A 15,364-nucleotide genomic window follows, 5' to 3' on the forward strand; every position below is an offset into this window, starting at 1 on the left:
CGCCGACGGGCGCTCGGACGCCTGAAGGCGAAGCGGCGGAAGGCGTCCAGCGTCTCGGCGCTGACATGGTGCTCGATGCCCTCGGCGTCGCGGCGCGCGGTCTCGGCGCTGACGCCGAGCGCGATCAGGAAGCGCTCCACGATCCTGTGGCGCTCGCGGGCCTGCGCGGCGAGCACCCGGCCGGCGGGGGTCAGGAACACGCCCCGGTAGGGGCGCTGCTGCACGAAGCCCTCCTCGGCCAGCCGCTTCAGCATCTTGGCGACGGTGGGCTGGGCAACCCCGAGCCGGGCCGCGATGTCGACCTGCCGCGCCTCGCCGCCGTCGCCGATCAGGTCGGCGATCAGCTCGACATAGTCCTCGACCAGCTCCAGCCGCCGGGCCTCGCGGGCCTGACGGAAGCTCTCGACATGGATCTCCGGATCGAGGAGGCCGGTCTCGGGGGCCGGCCGCTCAGGCTCCTGCATGATCTCCGACGGCCTCCGCGCCCCTGTTTCCACGCCACCCTGTCTACCAAATGCGGGCGCGCCGGAAACCCCGCAGGGCCCGCGATCCGGCCACGCCTTGACGCCAGCCGAGGCGCATACTTATAGCACAAGCTATAAAGACCCGCCGAGGACGCGATGGCCGAGGCCAGCCTGAAGACCCCGACCGGAACCGAGACCGGCCTCTCCGGCGCGACCGAGCGCGACATCCGCGCGGTGCTCGACGGGCGCCATCGCGGGCGCGGGCGCTTCCTGCTGTTCACGGGACCCGCCGTGATGGCCTCGATCGCCTACATGGACCCCGGCAACTTCGCCACGAACATCCAGGCGGGGGCGAAGTACGGCTACCAGCTCCTCTGGGTGGTGCTCGTCGCCAACCTCGTGGCGATGCTGTTCCAGGCGCTCTCGGCCAAGCTCGGCATCGTCACCAACCGCAACCTCGCCGAGATGTGCCGGCAGGAGTACTCGCGGCCGGTGCGGCTGGCGATGTGGGTGGTGAGCGAGCTCGCGGCGATGGCCACCGACCTCGCCGAGTTCCTCGGCGGCGCCATCGGGCTGGCGCTCCTCACGGGGATGCCGCTTCTCGCCGGCATGGCGGTGACGGCGGTCGTCACCTACGCGATCCTGACCCTGGAGCGGCGGGGCTTCCGCCATCTCGAGATCGTGATCGGCGCCATGGTCGGCACCATCGCCCTCTGCTACCTCATCGAGGTGTTCATCGCGCCGATCGCCTGGCGCGACGCGGCGGCCGGGCTCGTGACGCCGCGCATCCCCGACGCCGAGGCGCTGACCATCGCGGTCGGCATCATCGGAGCCACGGTGATGCCCCACGCGCTGTTCCTGCACTCGGGGCTGACCCAGCACCGGGCGGTGGCGCGGGACGATTCCGATCGCCGCAAGCTCCTGCGCTATTCGAACCGCGAGGTGGTGATCGCGCTGGCGGTCGCCGGCTTCGTGAACATGGCCATGGTGCTGATGGCGGCCGCCGCCTTCCACGCCGGCCACAGCGACGTCGCCGAGATCGATCAGGCCTACCACACCCTGACGCCGCTGCTCGGCTCGGCGGCGGCGAGCGTGTTCCTGGTCTCGCTGCTCGCCTCCGGCGTCTCCTCCTCGGTGGTCGGCACCATGGCCGGGCAGATCGTGATGCAGGGCTTCGTCGGCTGGCGCATCCCGCTCCTCGTGCGCCGGCTCGTCACCATGGTGCCGGCCTTCGCGGTGGTGGCGGCGGGCGTCGACCCGACCCGCGCGCTGGTGCTGAGCCAAGTGGTGCTGTCGCTGGCGCTGCCCGTGCCGATGATCGCCCTCGTCACCTTCACACGCCGCCGGGACCTGATGGGCGCGTTCGCCAACGGACGCCTGACGCAGGCCGCGTCCTTCGCCGGGGCGGCGATCGTGCTCGGCCTCAACGCCGTGCTCCTCGCCCAGGCCTTCGGGTTGCCGGTGCCGGGGCTCGCCGCCGACTGAGGACCGGCGGCCGGGCCTCACGGCAACGTCATCGCGGATCGGCCCCGCGCCGCCGTTGCCCGCTCCGCCGCGAGATGCTTAGCTGACAGCACGGCATCCCGCCGCAGCCTTCCCGAACGGCGGTCTCGCGGGCGGCGCCCCGGCCTCCTCCGTCCCGGATACCCTCGGCATGTCGAGACTTGCATCGCGGCCGCGCGCCGCCGTGGCGGCGGGTCCCTCCCGCCTCGCCGGCGGGATCGGGCGGGAGTGCGTCGCCGGGCTCGGCCTGCTCACGATCGCCCTGCCGATGGCGACCGCGGCGGGCATCATCGCCTACGCGCCGCTCGGGCCCGAGCACGCCGCCCGCGGCGGCGTCGCGGGCCTGTTCTGCGCGGCGGTCGGCGGCCTCGTTGTGGCGCCCCTGCGCGCGAACACCGGCGTCGTGATGACCTCCGCGAACTCGGCCGCCTCCGTGCAGGCGAGCGGCCTCGCGCTCGTCACCGCCGCCCTGGCGGACCGGCCGGAGCTGCTCCCGGCGGCGCTGCCCCTGATCGCCCTGGCGACCGGGCTGTTCCAGGCCCTGCTCGGGCTCGCGGGGGCGGGCCGCATCGTCAAGTTCGTGCCCTTCCCCGTCGTCTCCGGCTTCGTCTCGGGGGTCGGGCTGCTGCTCGCCCTCAAGTTCTCATCCGCCCTGTTCGGCACGCTCTCGCTCTCCGCGCTGCGGAACGGCGACCGTCTTCTCAGCCCGCCCGATCCGGTGACGGCGGCGCTCACGGCCGGGCTCCTCGCCTTCACCTTCGCCGCCCGGCACCGGCTGCCGCGGGGCCTGCCCGTCGCGCTGGTGACCTTCCTGGTCGGCATCCTGGCCTATTGGGGGCTCCGGGCGGCCGGCCTCGGCGGCACCCTCGGGGGCACCCTCGACGCGGGCGCGGTCTGGACGATCGCGCGAGGCGCGCTCGCCGCCGGCCATTGGGGCGCCGATCTCGCCGCCCTGACGGGGGAGCCCGACGCGCTCGTCGCGATCCTGCTCGCCGCCGGCACCGTGGCGCTGGTCAGCATGCTCGAGACCGTGTTCGCGACGCGGGCCGCCCAGACCGTCGCGGAGTTTCCGTCGGCGCCCCGCCGGGACCTGATCGCGCTGGGGATCGGCACCGGGGCGACGGCGGCGTTCGGGGCGGTCGCCTTCTCCGGCTCCGCCTCTCAGACCATGGTCAACTATCAGGAGGGCGGCCGCAGCCGGATCTCGCCCCTCGTCACCTCGGTCGCGCTGCTCGTCCTGCTGCTCGCGGTGCCGGGCGCGCTCGCCCTGGTGCCCCTCTGCGTCTTCCCGCCGCTGATCATCTTCGCGGGCTGGCGCCTCATCGACCCCTACACCGCCGCGATCCTGCGGGGCGCGGCGACGCGGGTGGGGGGCCCTGCCCGCGCGCAGGCCCGCCGGGACGCCCTCGTGCATCTCTCGGTGCTGCTGCCGACGGCGCTCAACTCCGCCCTCACCGGCGTGGCGATCGGTGTCGTGCTCTCCTGCGCGATCTTCATCCTGTCGATGAGCCGGCCGGTGGTGCGGCGCCTGCGCGACGGCCGCGCCGTCAGCTCGATGCGCGTGCGCACCCGCGCGGAGAGCGAGGCGTTGGCCGCGCAGGGCGAGGCAACCGTGGTGATGGACCTCGAGGGCACGCTGTTCTTCGCCAACGCCGAGGACCTCGCCGGGGCGATCCGGGAGCGGCGCGGCGCCCGCTTCGTGATCCTCGACCTGCGCGGCGTCACCGACATCGACGCGACGGGCGCGCGCATCCTGGAGCAGACGCGACGCTCGCTCGCCGCCGCCGGCATCGCCCTGATCGCCGCTGAGACCCCGGCCGCCATCGCTCCGACCGTGCGGCGGCTGTTCCCGCCGGACCACGACTTCCACCACCTCGACGACGCGCTGGAACACGCCGAGCACGCGCTGCTCGGCGCCGCCGCGCCGACCGTCCCGGGCGAGGGCGTGCCGCTCGCCGCCTTCGAGCTGTTCGAGGGCGTGGCGCCCGACGGCCTCGCCCGGCTCGGCGCGCTCCTGCGCGAGGAGCGCCACCCGGCCGGCACCGTCCTGTGCCGGGAGGGCGAGCCGGCCGATCGCATCTGGCTGATCCGCTCCGGCTCGATCAGCGTGCGCGTGCCGAGCGGCCGGACGAACCGCCGCATCGCCGCCTTCGGCCCCGGCACCACCGTCGGCGAGATGGCGGTGGTCGAGGACAAGCCGCGCTCGGCCTCCCTCGTCGCGGACGAGAGCCTCGACCTCTACGTCCTCGATCTCGACGCCTACCGCCACATCCTCGCCCACGAGCCGGAGCTCGCCGCCGCCCTGTTCCGGAACCTCGCCCGCGCGCTCTCGGACCGGCTGCGGGCGCGCTCCGTCGCGCTGAGGGCCGCCGTGGACTAGAGCGCTTTCCGACGAAGCGGACACCGGTTCGTCGCAAGAAAGCGCGGCAAACCAAGGGGCTGGAGCCGTTCCCGACCCGACGTGGTCGGGCACGGCTCTAGACGCCCGGCGCGCCGGCGCCGTCGCGCAGATGGGCGACGAAGTCGCGGGTGAAGCCCGGCAGCGCGGCGAGGTCGCGCAGGCACAGGGTGAGGTCGCGGCTCGCCCAGGGGTCGGAGAGGGGCACCACCGCGATCGCGGCGCTGCGGGCCGCCCGCCGCGCGGTGCTCTCGGGCACGATGCCGAGGCCGAGGCCGCACTCGGCCAGCCGGCAGACGGCCTCGAAGCTGCGCAGCCGCACCCGCAGGCGCATCCGCTTGCCGATGCGGGCGGCGCGCTCGCCGAGGAAGCGGCTGACGGCGCTCGCCCGGTCGAGCCCGACGAGCTCGTGGTCGAGGGCCTCGGCGAAGGAGACCTCCGCCCGGCCGGCGAGGGGATGGCCGGGGGCGGTGACCAGCACGAAGCGGTCGTGGCGCAGGGGGAAGACCCGGAGCGCGCCGGTATCGACGTGGCCCGACAGGATGCCGAGATCGGCCGCGCCCTCCGCGACGAGCCCGACGATCTCGTCCGAGGTGTGCTCGTCGACGTCGACGTCGACGCCGGGATGGTCGGCGAGGAAGGCCGAGAGCGCCTCGGGCAGGAACTCGGAGAGCGCGTTGGTGTTCGAGACCACCCGGATGCGCCCGGCCGCGCCGCCGGAGAAGGCGGAGAGCTCCTCGCGCATCCGGTCGACCCCGGCGAGCAGCGCGCGGGCATGGACGAGGAGCACGCGGCCCGCCGTCGTCGGCTCGACGCCCTGCCGGTGGCGCTTCAGGAGCGGCGCCCCGAGGCTCTCCTCCATCGCCCGGATGCGGGTCGAGGCGGCGGCGAGCGCCAGGTTCGCCCGCGCCGCGCCATGGGTGATCGAGCCGGCCTCGACCACCGCGCGGAAGAGGCCGAGATCGACGAGATCGAAGCGCAGCATGCGTCCTCCTTCCCCCGGCCAGGCCGGGCGCGGACAGGATAGCCCGAAGCCTTCGCTTTTCGCGAAGGCTCGCTCGCGGCCTGGCGAATTGCGAACCGTTCCAGCTTGCCCGACAGTCCCGCCGCACACCCGCCCGGTTCCGACGAGGCGCGGAGAGGACGCGCCCGGAACGGATGATCGAGCATCTCACCCTCTTCGGCGCCGACGGCCGGATCGTCGCGACCGGCGCGCTCCTCGTGCTCTGCATGGGGCTTTGGGCGACGGCGCTGATCCCCGAGGTCGTGACCGCGCTGATGTTCTTCGCGCTCGCCATGCTGCTCGGTCTCGGCAGCCCGGCGACGATCTTCTCAGGCTTCGCCTCTCAGGCCTTCTGGCTGGTGCTCGGCGGCATGGTGGTGGGGCATGCCATGACCACCACAGGGCTCGGCGCCCGGCTCGCCCGCTCGCTGAGCGGGCATCTCGGCGGCTCCTATCCCGGCTTCATCGCCGGGCTCGTGGCCTTCTCCTTCCTGCTCTCCTTCGTGATGCCCTCCAACATCGGCCGCATCGCGCTGCTCGTCCCAGTGGTGCTGGCGCTCTGCGACGCCTACGGACTCGGGCCGGGCCGGGCCGGGCGCACGGGCGCGGTGCTGGCGGTCGGGGTCGCCACGCCGATGCTGTCGGGGGCGATCCTGCCGGCCAACGTCCCGAACCTCGTCATGGCCGGCACGGCGGAGGGCCGCTACGGGCTGCACATCGGCTACCTGCCCTATCTCTGGCTGCACGCGCCGGTGCTCGCCGGGGTGAAGGGCGTGCTGCTGGCCCTCCTCACCATCCGCCTCTTTCCCGACCGCATCGCGCGCGCGCCCGCCGACGCCCCGCCGCCGGCCCCGCTGCCGCCGATGTCGGGCGCGGAGATGCGGCTCTCGGTGATCCTGCTCGCGACCCTGGCGCTCTGGGCGAGCGACGGCCTGCACCACATCGCCCCGGCCTGGATCGGGCTCTCCGCGGGGGTGATCTGCATGCTGCCCGGCGTCGGCGTGGTGCCGGCCGACTCCTTCGGGCGCCTCAACCTGCGGACCTGCTTCTACATCGCCGGCCTGCTCGGGCTGGTGGCGGTCGTCTCGGAATCGGGGCTCGGGGCGATGCTCGGGCAGGCGCTGCTGGCGGTGGCGCCCCTGCGGCCCGGCGCGGAGGCACAGAACTTCGCCGTCCTCACGCTGATTGCCGCCGGCTTCGTCTTCCTGGTGACCGCGAACGGCGCGCCGGCCCTCTACACCGCCATCGCCGGCGAGCTGTCGCGGGCGAGCGGCCTGGAGCTGTCCACAGTCGTGATGGTGCAGGTCGTGGGCTACACGACCCTGTTCCTGCCCTACCAGGCACCGCCGATCGTCATCGCCTGCGACCTCGGCGGGGTCCGGATCGGCGACGCCGCCCGGCTGACCGTGGCCACGGCGCTCGCCTCCCTCGTCGTGGCCGCGCCCCTCGACTATCTGTGGTGGCAGGCGATCGGCGCGCTGAAATGACAGACTCTCTGCTCCGTCACCGGCATGGGCCACCGCGTCGCAGGATCGTGCCTTTCGGCGGGTTGCACTGCAGCGTCGAAGCTCTACCAGTTTGGACGCGCTCCAAAGTCCCGACTCCCGCCCCGATGCCGGCCCGCCCGGCGCCGGGGACAAGACCGAAGGGAACAGGCCCATGATGGCTCCGACCGTGAGACCGACGCTCAGCCAGCCGCTCTCGCCCCATCTCCAGATCTACCGCTGGACCTGGACGATGCTGATGTCGGTGCTCCACCGCATCACCGGCACGGCCCTCTACGGCGGCACCGCCCTCGTCGCGATCTGGCTGCTGGCGCTGGCCTCGGGTCCGGCCGCCTATGGCTGGGTGGCGTGGTTCTTCGGGTCGTGGATCGGGCGGCTGGTGCTCTTCGCCTACACCTGGGTGCTGCTCCACCACATGCTCGGGGGCTTGCGCCACTTCGTCTGGGACGCGGGCCTCGGCTTCGAGAAGGCGCAGCGCATGGGGCTCGCCCGGCTGACGCTGATCGGATCGCTCGGCCTCACCGTGATCGTCTGGGCGCTCGCCCTCATCCTGCGCTGAGAGGGAGCCGACGATGTCCATGGCCGACGAGCGCCAGAACCCGCGCCTCTCCATCCGCACGCCCCGGGCCCGCGTCGGCGGCCTCGGCGCCGCCGGCCACGGGGCCGGGCACTGGTGGGTGCAGCGGGTCACGGCCGCCGCCAACGTCCTCCTGATGATCGCCTTCGTCGTCATCGTGGCGAAGGCGGCGGGGCGGCCCTACCCGGAGGCGGTGGCGCTCGTCGGGCACCCGCTCGTCGCCGTGATCCTGATCCTCGCTGTGGTCTCGGTCTGCGTACACATGCGGATCGGGATGCAGGTGGTGATCGAGGACTACGTCCACGCCAAGCCGCTGAAGTACGCGGCGCTTCTCGCCAACACCTTCTACGCCGTCGCGGTCGCCGCGGCCTGCCTCTACGCGATCCTGCGCGTGGGCCTCGGCCGCCTCGTCTGAACCGCCGGACCACCGACATCCAGGGAAGCCGCATCATGGCCGCCAACGGAACCAACGGGACGCGCCCGGCCTACGCCGTCACCGACCACACCTTCGACGTGGTGGTGGTGGGCGCCGGCGGCGCCGGGCTTCGCGCCACGGTCGGCTGCTCGCAGGCGGGCCTGCGCACCGCCTGCATCACCAAGGTCTTCCCGACCCGCTCGCACACGGTCGCCGCGCAGGGCGGCATCTCGGCCTCGCTCGGCAACATGGGCCCGGACGACTGGCGCTGGCACATGTACGACACCGTGAAGGGCTCGGACTGGCTTGGCGACCAGGACGCCATCGAGTATCTCGTGCGCAACGCCCCCGCTGCGGTCTACGAGCTGGAGCATTGGGGCGTGCCGTTCTCCCGCACGGAGGAGGGCAAGATCTACCAGCGCCCCTTCGGCGGGATGACCACCGACTACGGCAAGGGCACCGCGCAGCGCACCTGCGCGGCGGCCGACCGCACGGGGCATGCCATGCTCCACACCCTCTACGGGCAGGCGGCCAAGCACCGCACGAACTTTTTCATCGAGTACTTCGCCCTCGACCTCATCATGGACGAGGACGGCCGCTGCCGGGGCGTCATCGCCATCGATCAGGCGACCGGCGAGATCCACCGCTTCCGGGCGCAGATGGTCATCCTCGCGACCGGCGGCTACGGGCGCTCCTACTTCTCGGCGACCTCCGCCCACACCTGCACCGGCGACGGCAACGCCATGGTGCTGCGCGCGGGCCTGCCGCTCCAGGACATGGAGTTCGTGCAGTTCCACCCTACCGGCATCTACGGCGCCGGCTGCCTCATCACCGAGGGCGCGCGGGGCGAGGGCGGCTACCTCACCAACTCCGAGGGCGAGCGCTTCATGGAGCGCTACGCGCCGTCGGCCAAGGACCTCGCCTCCCGCGACGTGGTCTCCCGGTCCATGACCATGGAGATCCGGGCCGGCCGCGGCGTCGGCAAGGGCGGGGACCACATCTTCCTCCACCTCGACCATCTCGACCCGAAGATCCTGCACGAGCGCCTGCCCGGCATCTCCGAGAGCGCCAAGATCTTCGCCGGCGTCGACGTGACGCGCGAGCCGATCCCGGTGCTGCCGACCGTGCACTACAACATGGGCGGCATCCCCACGAACTATCACGGCGAGGTGCTGACCCTGCGCGACGGCAACCCTGACACCGTGGTGCCGGGCCTGATGGCGATCGGCGAGGCGGCCTGCGTCTCGGTGCACGGGGCGAACCGCCTCGGCTCGAACTCCCTCATCGACCTCGTGGTGTTCGGCCGCGCTGCCGGCAACCGCTGCGCCGAGATCGTCGAGGCGAACGGCCGCCAGCCGGAGCTGCCCAAGGGCTCCGCCGACAAGGCGCTCTCCCGCCTCGACCGCTTCCGCTATGCCGACGGGGCCACGCCGACCGCGGAGCTGCGCCTCGAGATGCAGAAGACCATGCAGAACAACTGCGCCGTCTTCCGCACCGGCGAGGTGCTGGAGGAGGGCAAGGGCCTGATCCACAAGGTGTGGCGCGGTGCGGCCGACATCCGCGTCACCGACCGGTCGCTGGTCTGGAACACAGACCTCCTCGAGACGCTGGAGTTCGACAACCTCATCGGACAGGCGGTCGTCACCATGGAGTCGGCGGCCAACCGCAAGGAATCGCGCGGGGCGCACGCCCGCGAGGACTTCCCCGACCGGGACGACAAGGAGTGGATGAAGCACACGCTCGCCTGGCTCGACGAGGGCTCGCAGACGGTCAGCATCGATTACCGGCCGGTCCACACCTACACGATGTCGAACGAGATTCAGTACATCGAGCCGAAGGCGCGGGTGTATTGATGCCGGGCGGTGCGCCGATCCGGCCGCGTCGGGGCCGCTGAGACGATGCCTGCGGGATCGCGGCTTCTCCCCCGGATCCTCCTGACCGCTATCGCCGGCCTGAGCCTGCCGGCGGCGGCGAAGGAGGCAGTCTTCGCCTTCCCGGCGGAGGTCGCGGGCTTCGTGCGCGGGCCACGCACGGATTACGAGGCGCGCAGCCCGGGCTACGGCTACTCCGTGGTTTACACCAACGGCCGCTGGAAGGCGGACGTCTACGTCTATGACCGGGGCCTTGACGGCATTCCGGACGGCCGCTCGTCGCCGGCCGTGACCGACGAGATCGGAAAGGCGAACGGCGAGATCGCCGGGATGGTCGAGCGCGGACTCTACAGGAGCAGCCGGGATCGCGGGCCGATCGCGCTGGGCGGGACGAGCGGGCGCCAGCTCGCCTGCCGCACCGTCGCGATCGACCACGCGCAGTTGGGGCCGACCGACAGCATCCTGTGCATCACCGGCCTGCGCGGGAGCTTCGTGAAGTTCCGCCTGTCAGCGCCGACGGAGCGACGGGCGTCACGCAAGGAGGCGGAGCGCTTCATCACCGGCTGGCTCGGCCGGCAGTAAGGCTTGCAGCATACGGAGCGCGCGCCCGGTCGCCGCCCTTCAGAGGCACAGGATATGGCCCAGTTCAATCTCCCCAAGAACTCCCGCCTCACGGAGGGCAGGTCGTGGCCGGCGCCGGCCGGGGCGAAGAACCTTCAGACCTTCCGGGTCTACCGCTGGAACCCGGACGACGGGCAGAACCCGCGGATCGACACCTACCAGGTCGACCGGGACGATTGCGGGCCGATGGTCCTCGACGCGCTGCTGTGGATCAAGAACAAGGTCGACTCGACGCTGGTCTTCCGCCGCTCCTGCCGCGAGGGCATCTGCGGCTCCTGCGCCATGAACATCGAGGGCCAGAACGCGCTCGCCTGCACCATGGGCATCGACGAGTGCCGCAAGCCCGACAACGCCCTGCCGATCCTGACCCGCAAGGACAAGGACGGGGCGATCCGCATCTACCCGCTGCCGCACATGCCGGTCCTCAAGGACCTCGTGCCGGACCTGACCACCTTCTTCGCCCAGCACGCGGCGATCGAGCCCTGGCTCCAGACCGAGACGCCGGCCCCCGAGAAGGAGTGGAAGCAGACCCCGGAGGACCGCGCCCGCCTCGACGGGCTCTACGAGTGCATCCTGTGCGCCTGCTGCACCACGAGCTGCCCGAGCTACTGGTGGAACGGCGAGCGCTTCCTGGGGCCGGCGGCGCTCCTCCAGGCCTATCGCTGGCTCATCGACAGCCGCGACGAGGGCACCGGCGAGCGCCTCGACGGGCTCCACGACCCGTTCCGGCTCTACCGCTGCCACACGATCATGAACTGCGCCAACACCTGCCCGAAGGGCCTGAACCCGGCGAAAGCCATCGCCGAGATCAAGAAGATGATGGTCGCCCGCGAGGTCTGAGTATCCCCACTCCCCGCCCCGCGGGGAGAGAGCCGCGACGGCCCCGTCGTCGGCGCGGCGAGGCGGCAGCCGAGGGTGAGGGGGTGTCGCCGGAAGAGGCTCGTTCGGAACCGCCCCTCACCGCCGCTGCGGCTTCGCCACCGCTCCCCATCCTCGGTGCGGCTCGCGCGCAACACCCGCGGCGAAAGGGGCGCGCGGCCTCGATCCGGCCCCGCTCCGCCTTGCGGGCAGCGCAATTCCCCCCGACCCAGGCGCCCTCGCGAAAAGCGCTTGGCCGGCCCGGTGCCGGCCCAGCGGTGGGGGAACATGCCAACGATGCCGCGTCCGCTCCTGTCGACCGTCGCCGTCCTCGCGCTCGCCTCCGGGCTCGGCGCCTGCGCCTCGCAGCGCCTCGAGGGCCCCGGCCGCGGCAGGCCCGGACCGCAGGCGGCCCTCGTCGAGCCGCTGGTTCCGGCGATCCCCTCGGGCGCGGTCACGACCGCGCCGCTGGCGCCCCCGCCCGGCGTCGCCGCGGCGCCCGACGCGCCCCCGCCGGGCGCGCCGCCCGTCGGGGGCGAGGTCGCCGCGGTGGCACCGAACACCGGCATCATCGCCGAGCCCGTGACGCCGCCCCCGCCGGCCCCGCCGGTGACGACCACCGGCCGCGCGGGCGTCGTGGGCGCCTGGACGGCGCGGGACGCGACGGGGGGCACCTGCAAGGTCTCGCTGTCGAGCGCCCCGGCCCTCGACCTCTACAAGGCCTCCGCCTCCGGCTGCCCCAACAAGGACCTCGCCCGGGTCAGCGCCTGGGACTACCGGGACGGGGAGGTCTACCTCTACCAGCCCGGCGGCACCGTCGCCGCGCGCCTGCGCCAGGCCGGCGGCAGCCTCGACGGCGCGCTGACGAAATCCGGCGCGTCCCTCGCGCTGGCACGCTGAGCCGGAGGCTCCGGACGCCCCTCGCATCGAAGCGTTGATCCTCGCAGCCGTCGCCCCGTCCGGGGCGGCGGCTTCGGGCGCCTCGCTCAGGGGTTCACCCGCATCCCGAGCAGAAAGGTGTTGTCCTTGAAGCTCGATCCGGCGGCCGAGCTGTCGATCTGCTGGTAGACGTAGGAGCCGCGGAAGGTCAGCCAGCGGTTGAAGCGGTAGTCGAGCCGGGCGGTGGCCGAGAAGCCGGTCTCGTTGATGCGCACGCCCTGGTACTGGTTGTCGAGGAGCGCGCCGCCCAGCGTGATCGAGAGGTTGCGCAGGAGGTCGTGCTGCACCTCCAGCGTGGTGGCCTGGGTGAGGATGCCGCTGGAGCCCGCCACCGCCGTCTCGGTGACGCCGGTCACCGCCCCGAAGCGCACGGTCGTCAGCGGGCTCATCGACCAGACCAGCGCGGCGTTGACCAGCGGCGCGTCGATGGCCTTGAGGGCCGGGTCGACGTAGCTGCGGTGCTGGAGGCCCGCCGAGACCTCGCCGGTCAGCGTCCGGCTGAGCGCGAAGCGGGCGCCCGCCGTCACGGCGATGCCGTCCGAGTCCCGGCGCAGGCCGGTCTGGTCGCGCAGCTGGTCGTAGACGCGGGTGTCGGCGAGCAGGTCGACGAAGGGCGTGATCGTCGGCGAGATCTCGTAGGCCGTGCGCAGGCGCAGGCCGTACTGGTTGAGGTTGCGGTCGCTCTGGATCACCCGCTGGCCGTTGGAGAGGCGCGCGTCCTCGAACTCGGAGCGGTCGACGGAGCCGCGAAGGCCCACCTCCAGGCGGTTGAAGCTCTGGGTCGCCCCGAGGCTGGCGCCGTAGGTGGCGATGATCGGCCGCCCGACCACGGCCGCCGAGAGGTCCGGGGAGCCGGTCCGCTGGGTGTCCACCAGGAAGCGGCCCTCAGCGTCGAGGCGCAGGTCGCGGCTGACGTCGAAGCGCCCGCGCACGCTGCCGGCCCCGTTCGGGCGGCTCGCCGACTCCGTCTCGGGGAAGCTGAAATAGCCGCCCCGCAACTCGCCCGCGAGCTCGTGGGAGGACCAGTCGCTGCGGAAGGCGACCTCGCCCTCGCTGCGCAGCGCCACCGAGCCGCGGGCGAGGCGGGGCGTCGTCTGCTCCGGGTTCGAATCGTAGCCGATCGACTGGGTGAAGGCCGGCAGCACCGTGAAGGTGCCGATCCGCAGGCCCAGCGGCGCGTAGGCCTCGTCCACGGGCAGCGGCCGGCGCAGGCCGTTGGCCAGCAGCGCGCCCGGCGTGACGAGCCCGAGGATCGGCGTCACGGCCGCCGGCAGGGGCACGCCGCTCACCGGGCTCTGGATCACCGGGGTCAGGCGAAGGTCGGCGCTCGGGGTCTGCGTGACCGCCTGGGTGATCGCCCGCGTCGGAATCCCGACCCGGCGGGGCGGGGCGGCCCGCAGGCGCAGGAGGTTCGTCGGGCGGCTCTTCAGCGCCGTGCTGGTGCCGGCCGTCGAGGCGCCGCTCACGCGCGTGTTCATGGTGGTGGCGGGGTCGGACAGGCCCCGCGGCAGGGGGGAGGCGAGGGGGTTCGCATCCGCCGCAGCCTCGCCCGCCCCGCGCAGCGAGGGCAGGCCGTCGCCGCCGAGGGTCTGTCCCGCGCCGATGCGGGGCCGGTCGGGAAGCCCTGCCGCGGCATCGAAGCCCGGAGCCTGGGCGAGCGCCGCCGCGGGCCAGAGCAGGCCGGAGATCGCGAGCGGCGAGGCGGCGCGCAGGACGGCGCGGCCGAGCCGGCCCGCCCCCCCGTTCCGATCCCTCGCGCTGGCCGATCCTGTCACCGGCGTCACGGCTCCCGCACGGGCGGCGACGTCCGCGAGCGGCGGCCTTCATCCCATGGTTAACGGAGCTACAACGGGCACGGTTAATGCGCCGTCAACGGATCGGGGCCGGCGCGGGGGAAGGGGCCATCGCGCCACCACAATCGCGGGCGATGAGCCCGGTCTCGGACACGGCATCACGGAACACGGCATGACGGCGGCACGGCGCGTCGAGGCGGCGAGGGGGGAGACGGCGGAGGAGACCGTACCGGCGGTGGCCTCGGCGCTGCGCACCATCGAGACCGAGCGCGACGGGCTCGCCTGCCTGATGGCTGCGATCGGCAACGGGCTGGGCGCGCCCTTCGCGGCCGCCGTCGAGCGGATCGCGACGGCCAAGGGCCGGGCGATCCTCACCGGCATGGGCAAGTCCGGCCATGTCGGCCGCAAGATCGCCGCGACGCTCGCCTCGACGGGTACGCCGGCCCTCTACGTCCATCCCGCCGAGGCGAGCCACGGCGACCTCGGCATGATCCAGCCGGAGGACGTGGTCGTCGCCCTCTCCTGGTCGGGGGAGACCACGGAGCTCGCCGACATCATCGGCTACGCCCGCCGCTATCGGGTCGGCCTGGTGGCGATCACGGCGAACGCCGCCTCGACGCTCGGCCGCGAGGCCGACATCTGCCTGACCCTGCCCAAGGCCCGCGAGGCCTGCCCGAACGGGCTCGCGCCGACCACCTCGACGGCGATGCAGCTGGCGCTCGGCGACGCGCTCGCCGTGGCGCTGCTGGAGGCCCGGGGCTTCTCCGCCCGCGAGTTCGGCATCTACCACCCCGGCGGCCGGCTCGGCGCCTCGCTGCGGCAGGTGCGGGAGGTCATGCACGGGGGCGCGCAGATGCCGATCGTCCCGCTCGGCACGCCGATGCGCGCGGCGATCGCCGAGATCGACGCCAAGGGCTTCGGCTCGGTGATGGTGGTCGACGGCGAGGGCCGGCTCGCGGGCATCGTCACCGACGGCGACATCCGCCGCAACATCTTCCGGGGCGACATCGAGCGCCTCGCCGTCGAGGCGGTGATGAGCGGGCAGCCCCGCACGGTCGGCCCCGAGACGCTGCTCGCCAAGGCGCTGGAGATCCAGGAGAGCCTCAAGATCACGGCGCTGATCGTGGTCGAGGACGGACGCCCGATCGGCCTCGTGCACTACCACGACCTGCTGCGCTCCGGCGTCGCCTGACGCCACGGTTCGGAATCGGCCGAGGCTACTGGCACGCGGCGTGCAGCGCCGTGTGCGCAGGCACCGACACCGCGCCCGTCCGGGACGAGAACGGAGCCCATAAAAAAGGCGCGTCGCCCAAGGGGAACGACGCGCCGAGTTGAGGTTGCACACATGTCCACCCCCGAACGGAGGTGGAGATGGCCGATCCATCTTGGCGGTCCCGAAGCGGGACAGCAAGAGCGT

The 15,364-nt window shown here is 73.0% G+C and carries 13 protein-coding genes; 10 read left to right on the top strand and 3 right to left on the bottom strand.

Annotated elements, in window-relative coordinates; all coding sequences use genetic code 11:
* Positions 1–464 (bottom strand): manganese-binding transcriptional regulator MntR (mntR, locus tag MFF04_RS14505; protein ID WP_238276788.1); only part of this gene is annotated, 464 nt, incomplete at its 3' end.
* Positions 465–620: 156 nt separating this feature from the next.
* On the opposite strand from mntR, the gene MFF04_RS14510 reads away from it, so the two are divergent.
* Positions 621–1,949, top strand: coding sequence for an Nramp family divalent metal transporter (locus tag MFF04_RS14510; RefSeq protein ID WP_238276790.1), 1,329 nt, complete (start codon positions 621–623; stop codon positions 1,947–1,949).
* A 169-nt stretch (positions 1,950–2,118) separates the two neighbouring features.
* A complete protein-coding gene (locus tag MFF04_RS14515) occupies positions 2,119–4,347 on the top strand; it encodes an SLC26A/SulP transporter family protein (RefSeq protein WP_238276792.1) in 2,229 nt (742 codons plus the stop codon).
* Between the two features lie 97 nt (positions 4,348–4,444).
* Here MFF04_RS14515 and MFF04_RS14520 read toward each other — a convergent pair whose 3' ends face one another.
* The gene (locus MFF04_RS14520; RefSeq protein ID WP_238276794.1) at positions 4,445–5,350 is read right to left on the bottom strand and encodes a LysR family transcriptional regulator; all 906 of its coding nucleotides are present in this window, start codon (positions 5,348–5,350) and stop codon (positions 4,445–4,447) included.
* Positions 5,351–5,523: 173 nt separating this feature from the next.
* Between MFF04_RS14520 and MFF04_RS14525 the strand changes: the two genes are divergently transcribed.
* The 7 genes from MFF04_RS14525 to MFF04_RS14555 all read left to right on the top strand — a co-directional run bounded on the left by MFF04_RS14525 (position 5,524) and on the right by MFF04_RS14555 (position 12,115).
* On the top strand, positions 5,524–6,855 hold the full coding sequence (locus MFF04_RS14525) for an SLC13 family permease (RefSeq protein ID WP_238276796.1): 1,332 nt from the start codon (positions 5,524–5,526) through the stop codon (positions 6,853–6,855).
* Positions 6,856–7,030: 175 nt separating this feature from the next.
* The gene (sdhC, locus tag MFF04_RS14530; RefSeq protein ID WP_238276837.1) at positions 7,031–7,432 is read left to right on the top strand and encodes a succinate dehydrogenase, cytochrome b556 subunit; all 402 of its coding nucleotides are present in this window, start codon (positions 7,031–7,033) and stop codon (positions 7,430–7,432) included.
* Positions 7,433–7,445: 13 nt separating this feature from the next.
* Positions 7,446–7,865: a succinate dehydrogenase, hydrophobic membrane anchor protein gene (gene sdhD, locus MFF04_RS14535; protein ID WP_238276798.1), complete on the top strand. Its 420-nt coding sequence runs from the start codon at positions 7,446–7,448 to the stop codon at positions 7,863–7,865.
* Positions 7,866–7,900: 35 nt separating this feature from the next.
* Positions 7,901–9,718: a succinate dehydrogenase flavoprotein subunit gene (sdhA, locus tag MFF04_RS14540; RefSeq protein ID WP_238276800.1), complete on the top strand. Its 1,818-nt coding sequence runs from the start codon at positions 7,901–7,903 to the stop codon at positions 9,716–9,718.
* Between the two features lie 45 nt (positions 9,719–9,763).
* The gene (locus MFF04_RS14545; protein WP_238276801.1) at positions 9,764–10,318 is read left to right on the top strand and encodes a hypothetical protein; all 555 of its coding nucleotides are present in this window, start codon (positions 9,764–9,766) and stop codon (positions 10,316–10,318) included.
* Positions 10,319–10,372: 54 nt separating this feature from the next.
* Positions 10,373–11,197: a succinate dehydrogenase iron-sulfur subunit gene (locus MFF04_RS14550; protein ID WP_238276802.1), complete on the top strand. Its 825-nt coding sequence runs from the start codon at positions 10,373–10,375 to the stop codon at positions 11,195–11,197.
* Between the two features lie 315 nt (positions 11,198–11,512).
* Positions 11,513–12,115, top strand: coding sequence for an AprI/Inh family metalloprotease inhibitor (locus tag MFF04_RS14555; protein ID WP_238276803.1), 603 nt, complete (start codon positions 11,513–11,515; stop codon positions 12,113–12,115).
* A gap of 86 nt (positions 12,116–12,201) precedes the next feature.
* Here the strand turns inward: MFF04_RS14555 and MFF04_RS14560 are convergent, their stop codons facing one another.
* Positions 12,202–13,929, bottom strand: coding sequence for an outer membrane beta-barrel protein (locus MFF04_RS14560; protein WP_238276804.1), 1,728 nt, complete (start codon positions 13,927–13,929; stop codon positions 12,202–12,204).
* Between the two features lie 190 nt (positions 13,930–14,119).
* Between MFF04_RS14560 and MFF04_RS14565 the strand changes: the two genes are divergently transcribed.
* Positions 14,120–15,139, top strand: coding sequence for a KpsF/GutQ family sugar-phosphate isomerase (locus tag MFF04_RS14565; protein WP_238276805.1), 1,020 nt, complete (start codon positions 14,120–14,122; stop codon positions 15,137–15,139).
* Positions 15,140–15,364: the final 225 nt, after the last annotated feature.

The organism is Methylobacterium jeotgali, from assembly GCF_022179345.1.
GTDB lineage: Bacteria > Pseudomonadota > Alphaproteobacteria > Rhizobiales > Beijerinckiaceae > Methylobacterium > Methylobacterium jeotgali.

Bases quoted from the DNA above. Each gene is read 5' to 3' on its own strand.
- MFF04_RS14510 (WP_238276790.1), top strand. From the start codon at position 621: ATGGCCGAGGCCAGCCTGAAGACCCCGACCGGAACCGAGACCGGCCTC.
- MFF04_RS14515 (WP_238276792.1), top strand. From the start codon at position 2,119: ATGTCGAGACTTGCATCGCGGCCGCGCGCCGCCGTGGCGGCGGGTCCC.
- MFF04_RS14520 (WP_238276794.1), bottom strand. From the start codon at position 5,350: ATGCTGCGCTTCGATCTCGTCGATCTCGGCCTCTTCCGCGCGGTGGTC.
- MFF04_RS14525 (WP_238276796.1), top strand. From the start codon at position 5,524: ATGATCGAGCATCTCACCCTCTTCGGCGCCGACGGCCGGATCGTCGCG.
- sdhC (WP_238276837.1), top strand. From the start codon at position 7,031: ATGGCTCCGACCGTGAGACCGACGCTCAGCCAGCCGCTCTCGCCCCAT.
- sdhD (WP_238276798.1), top strand. From the start codon at position 7,446: ATGTCCATGGCCGACGAGCGCCAGAACCCGCGCCTCTCCATCCGCACG.
- sdhA (WP_238276800.1), top strand. From the start codon at position 7,901: ATGGCCGCCAACGGAACCAACGGGACGCGCCCGGCCTACGCCGTCACC.
- MFF04_RS14545 (WP_238276801.1), top strand. From the start codon at position 9,764: ATGCCTGCGGGATCGCGGCTTCTCCCCCGGATCCTCCTGACCGCTATC.
- MFF04_RS14550 (WP_238276802.1), top strand. From the start codon at position 10,373: ATGGCCCAGTTCAATCTCCCCAAGAACTCCCGCCTCACGGAGGGCAGG.
- MFF04_RS14555 (WP_238276803.1), top strand. From the start codon at position 11,513: ATGCCGCGTCCGCTCCTGTCGACCGTCGCCGTCCTCGCGCTCGCCTCC.
- MFF04_RS14565 (WP_238276805.1), top strand. From the start codon at position 14,120: ATGACGGCGGCACGGCGCGTCGAGGCGGCGAGGGGGGAGACGGCGGAG.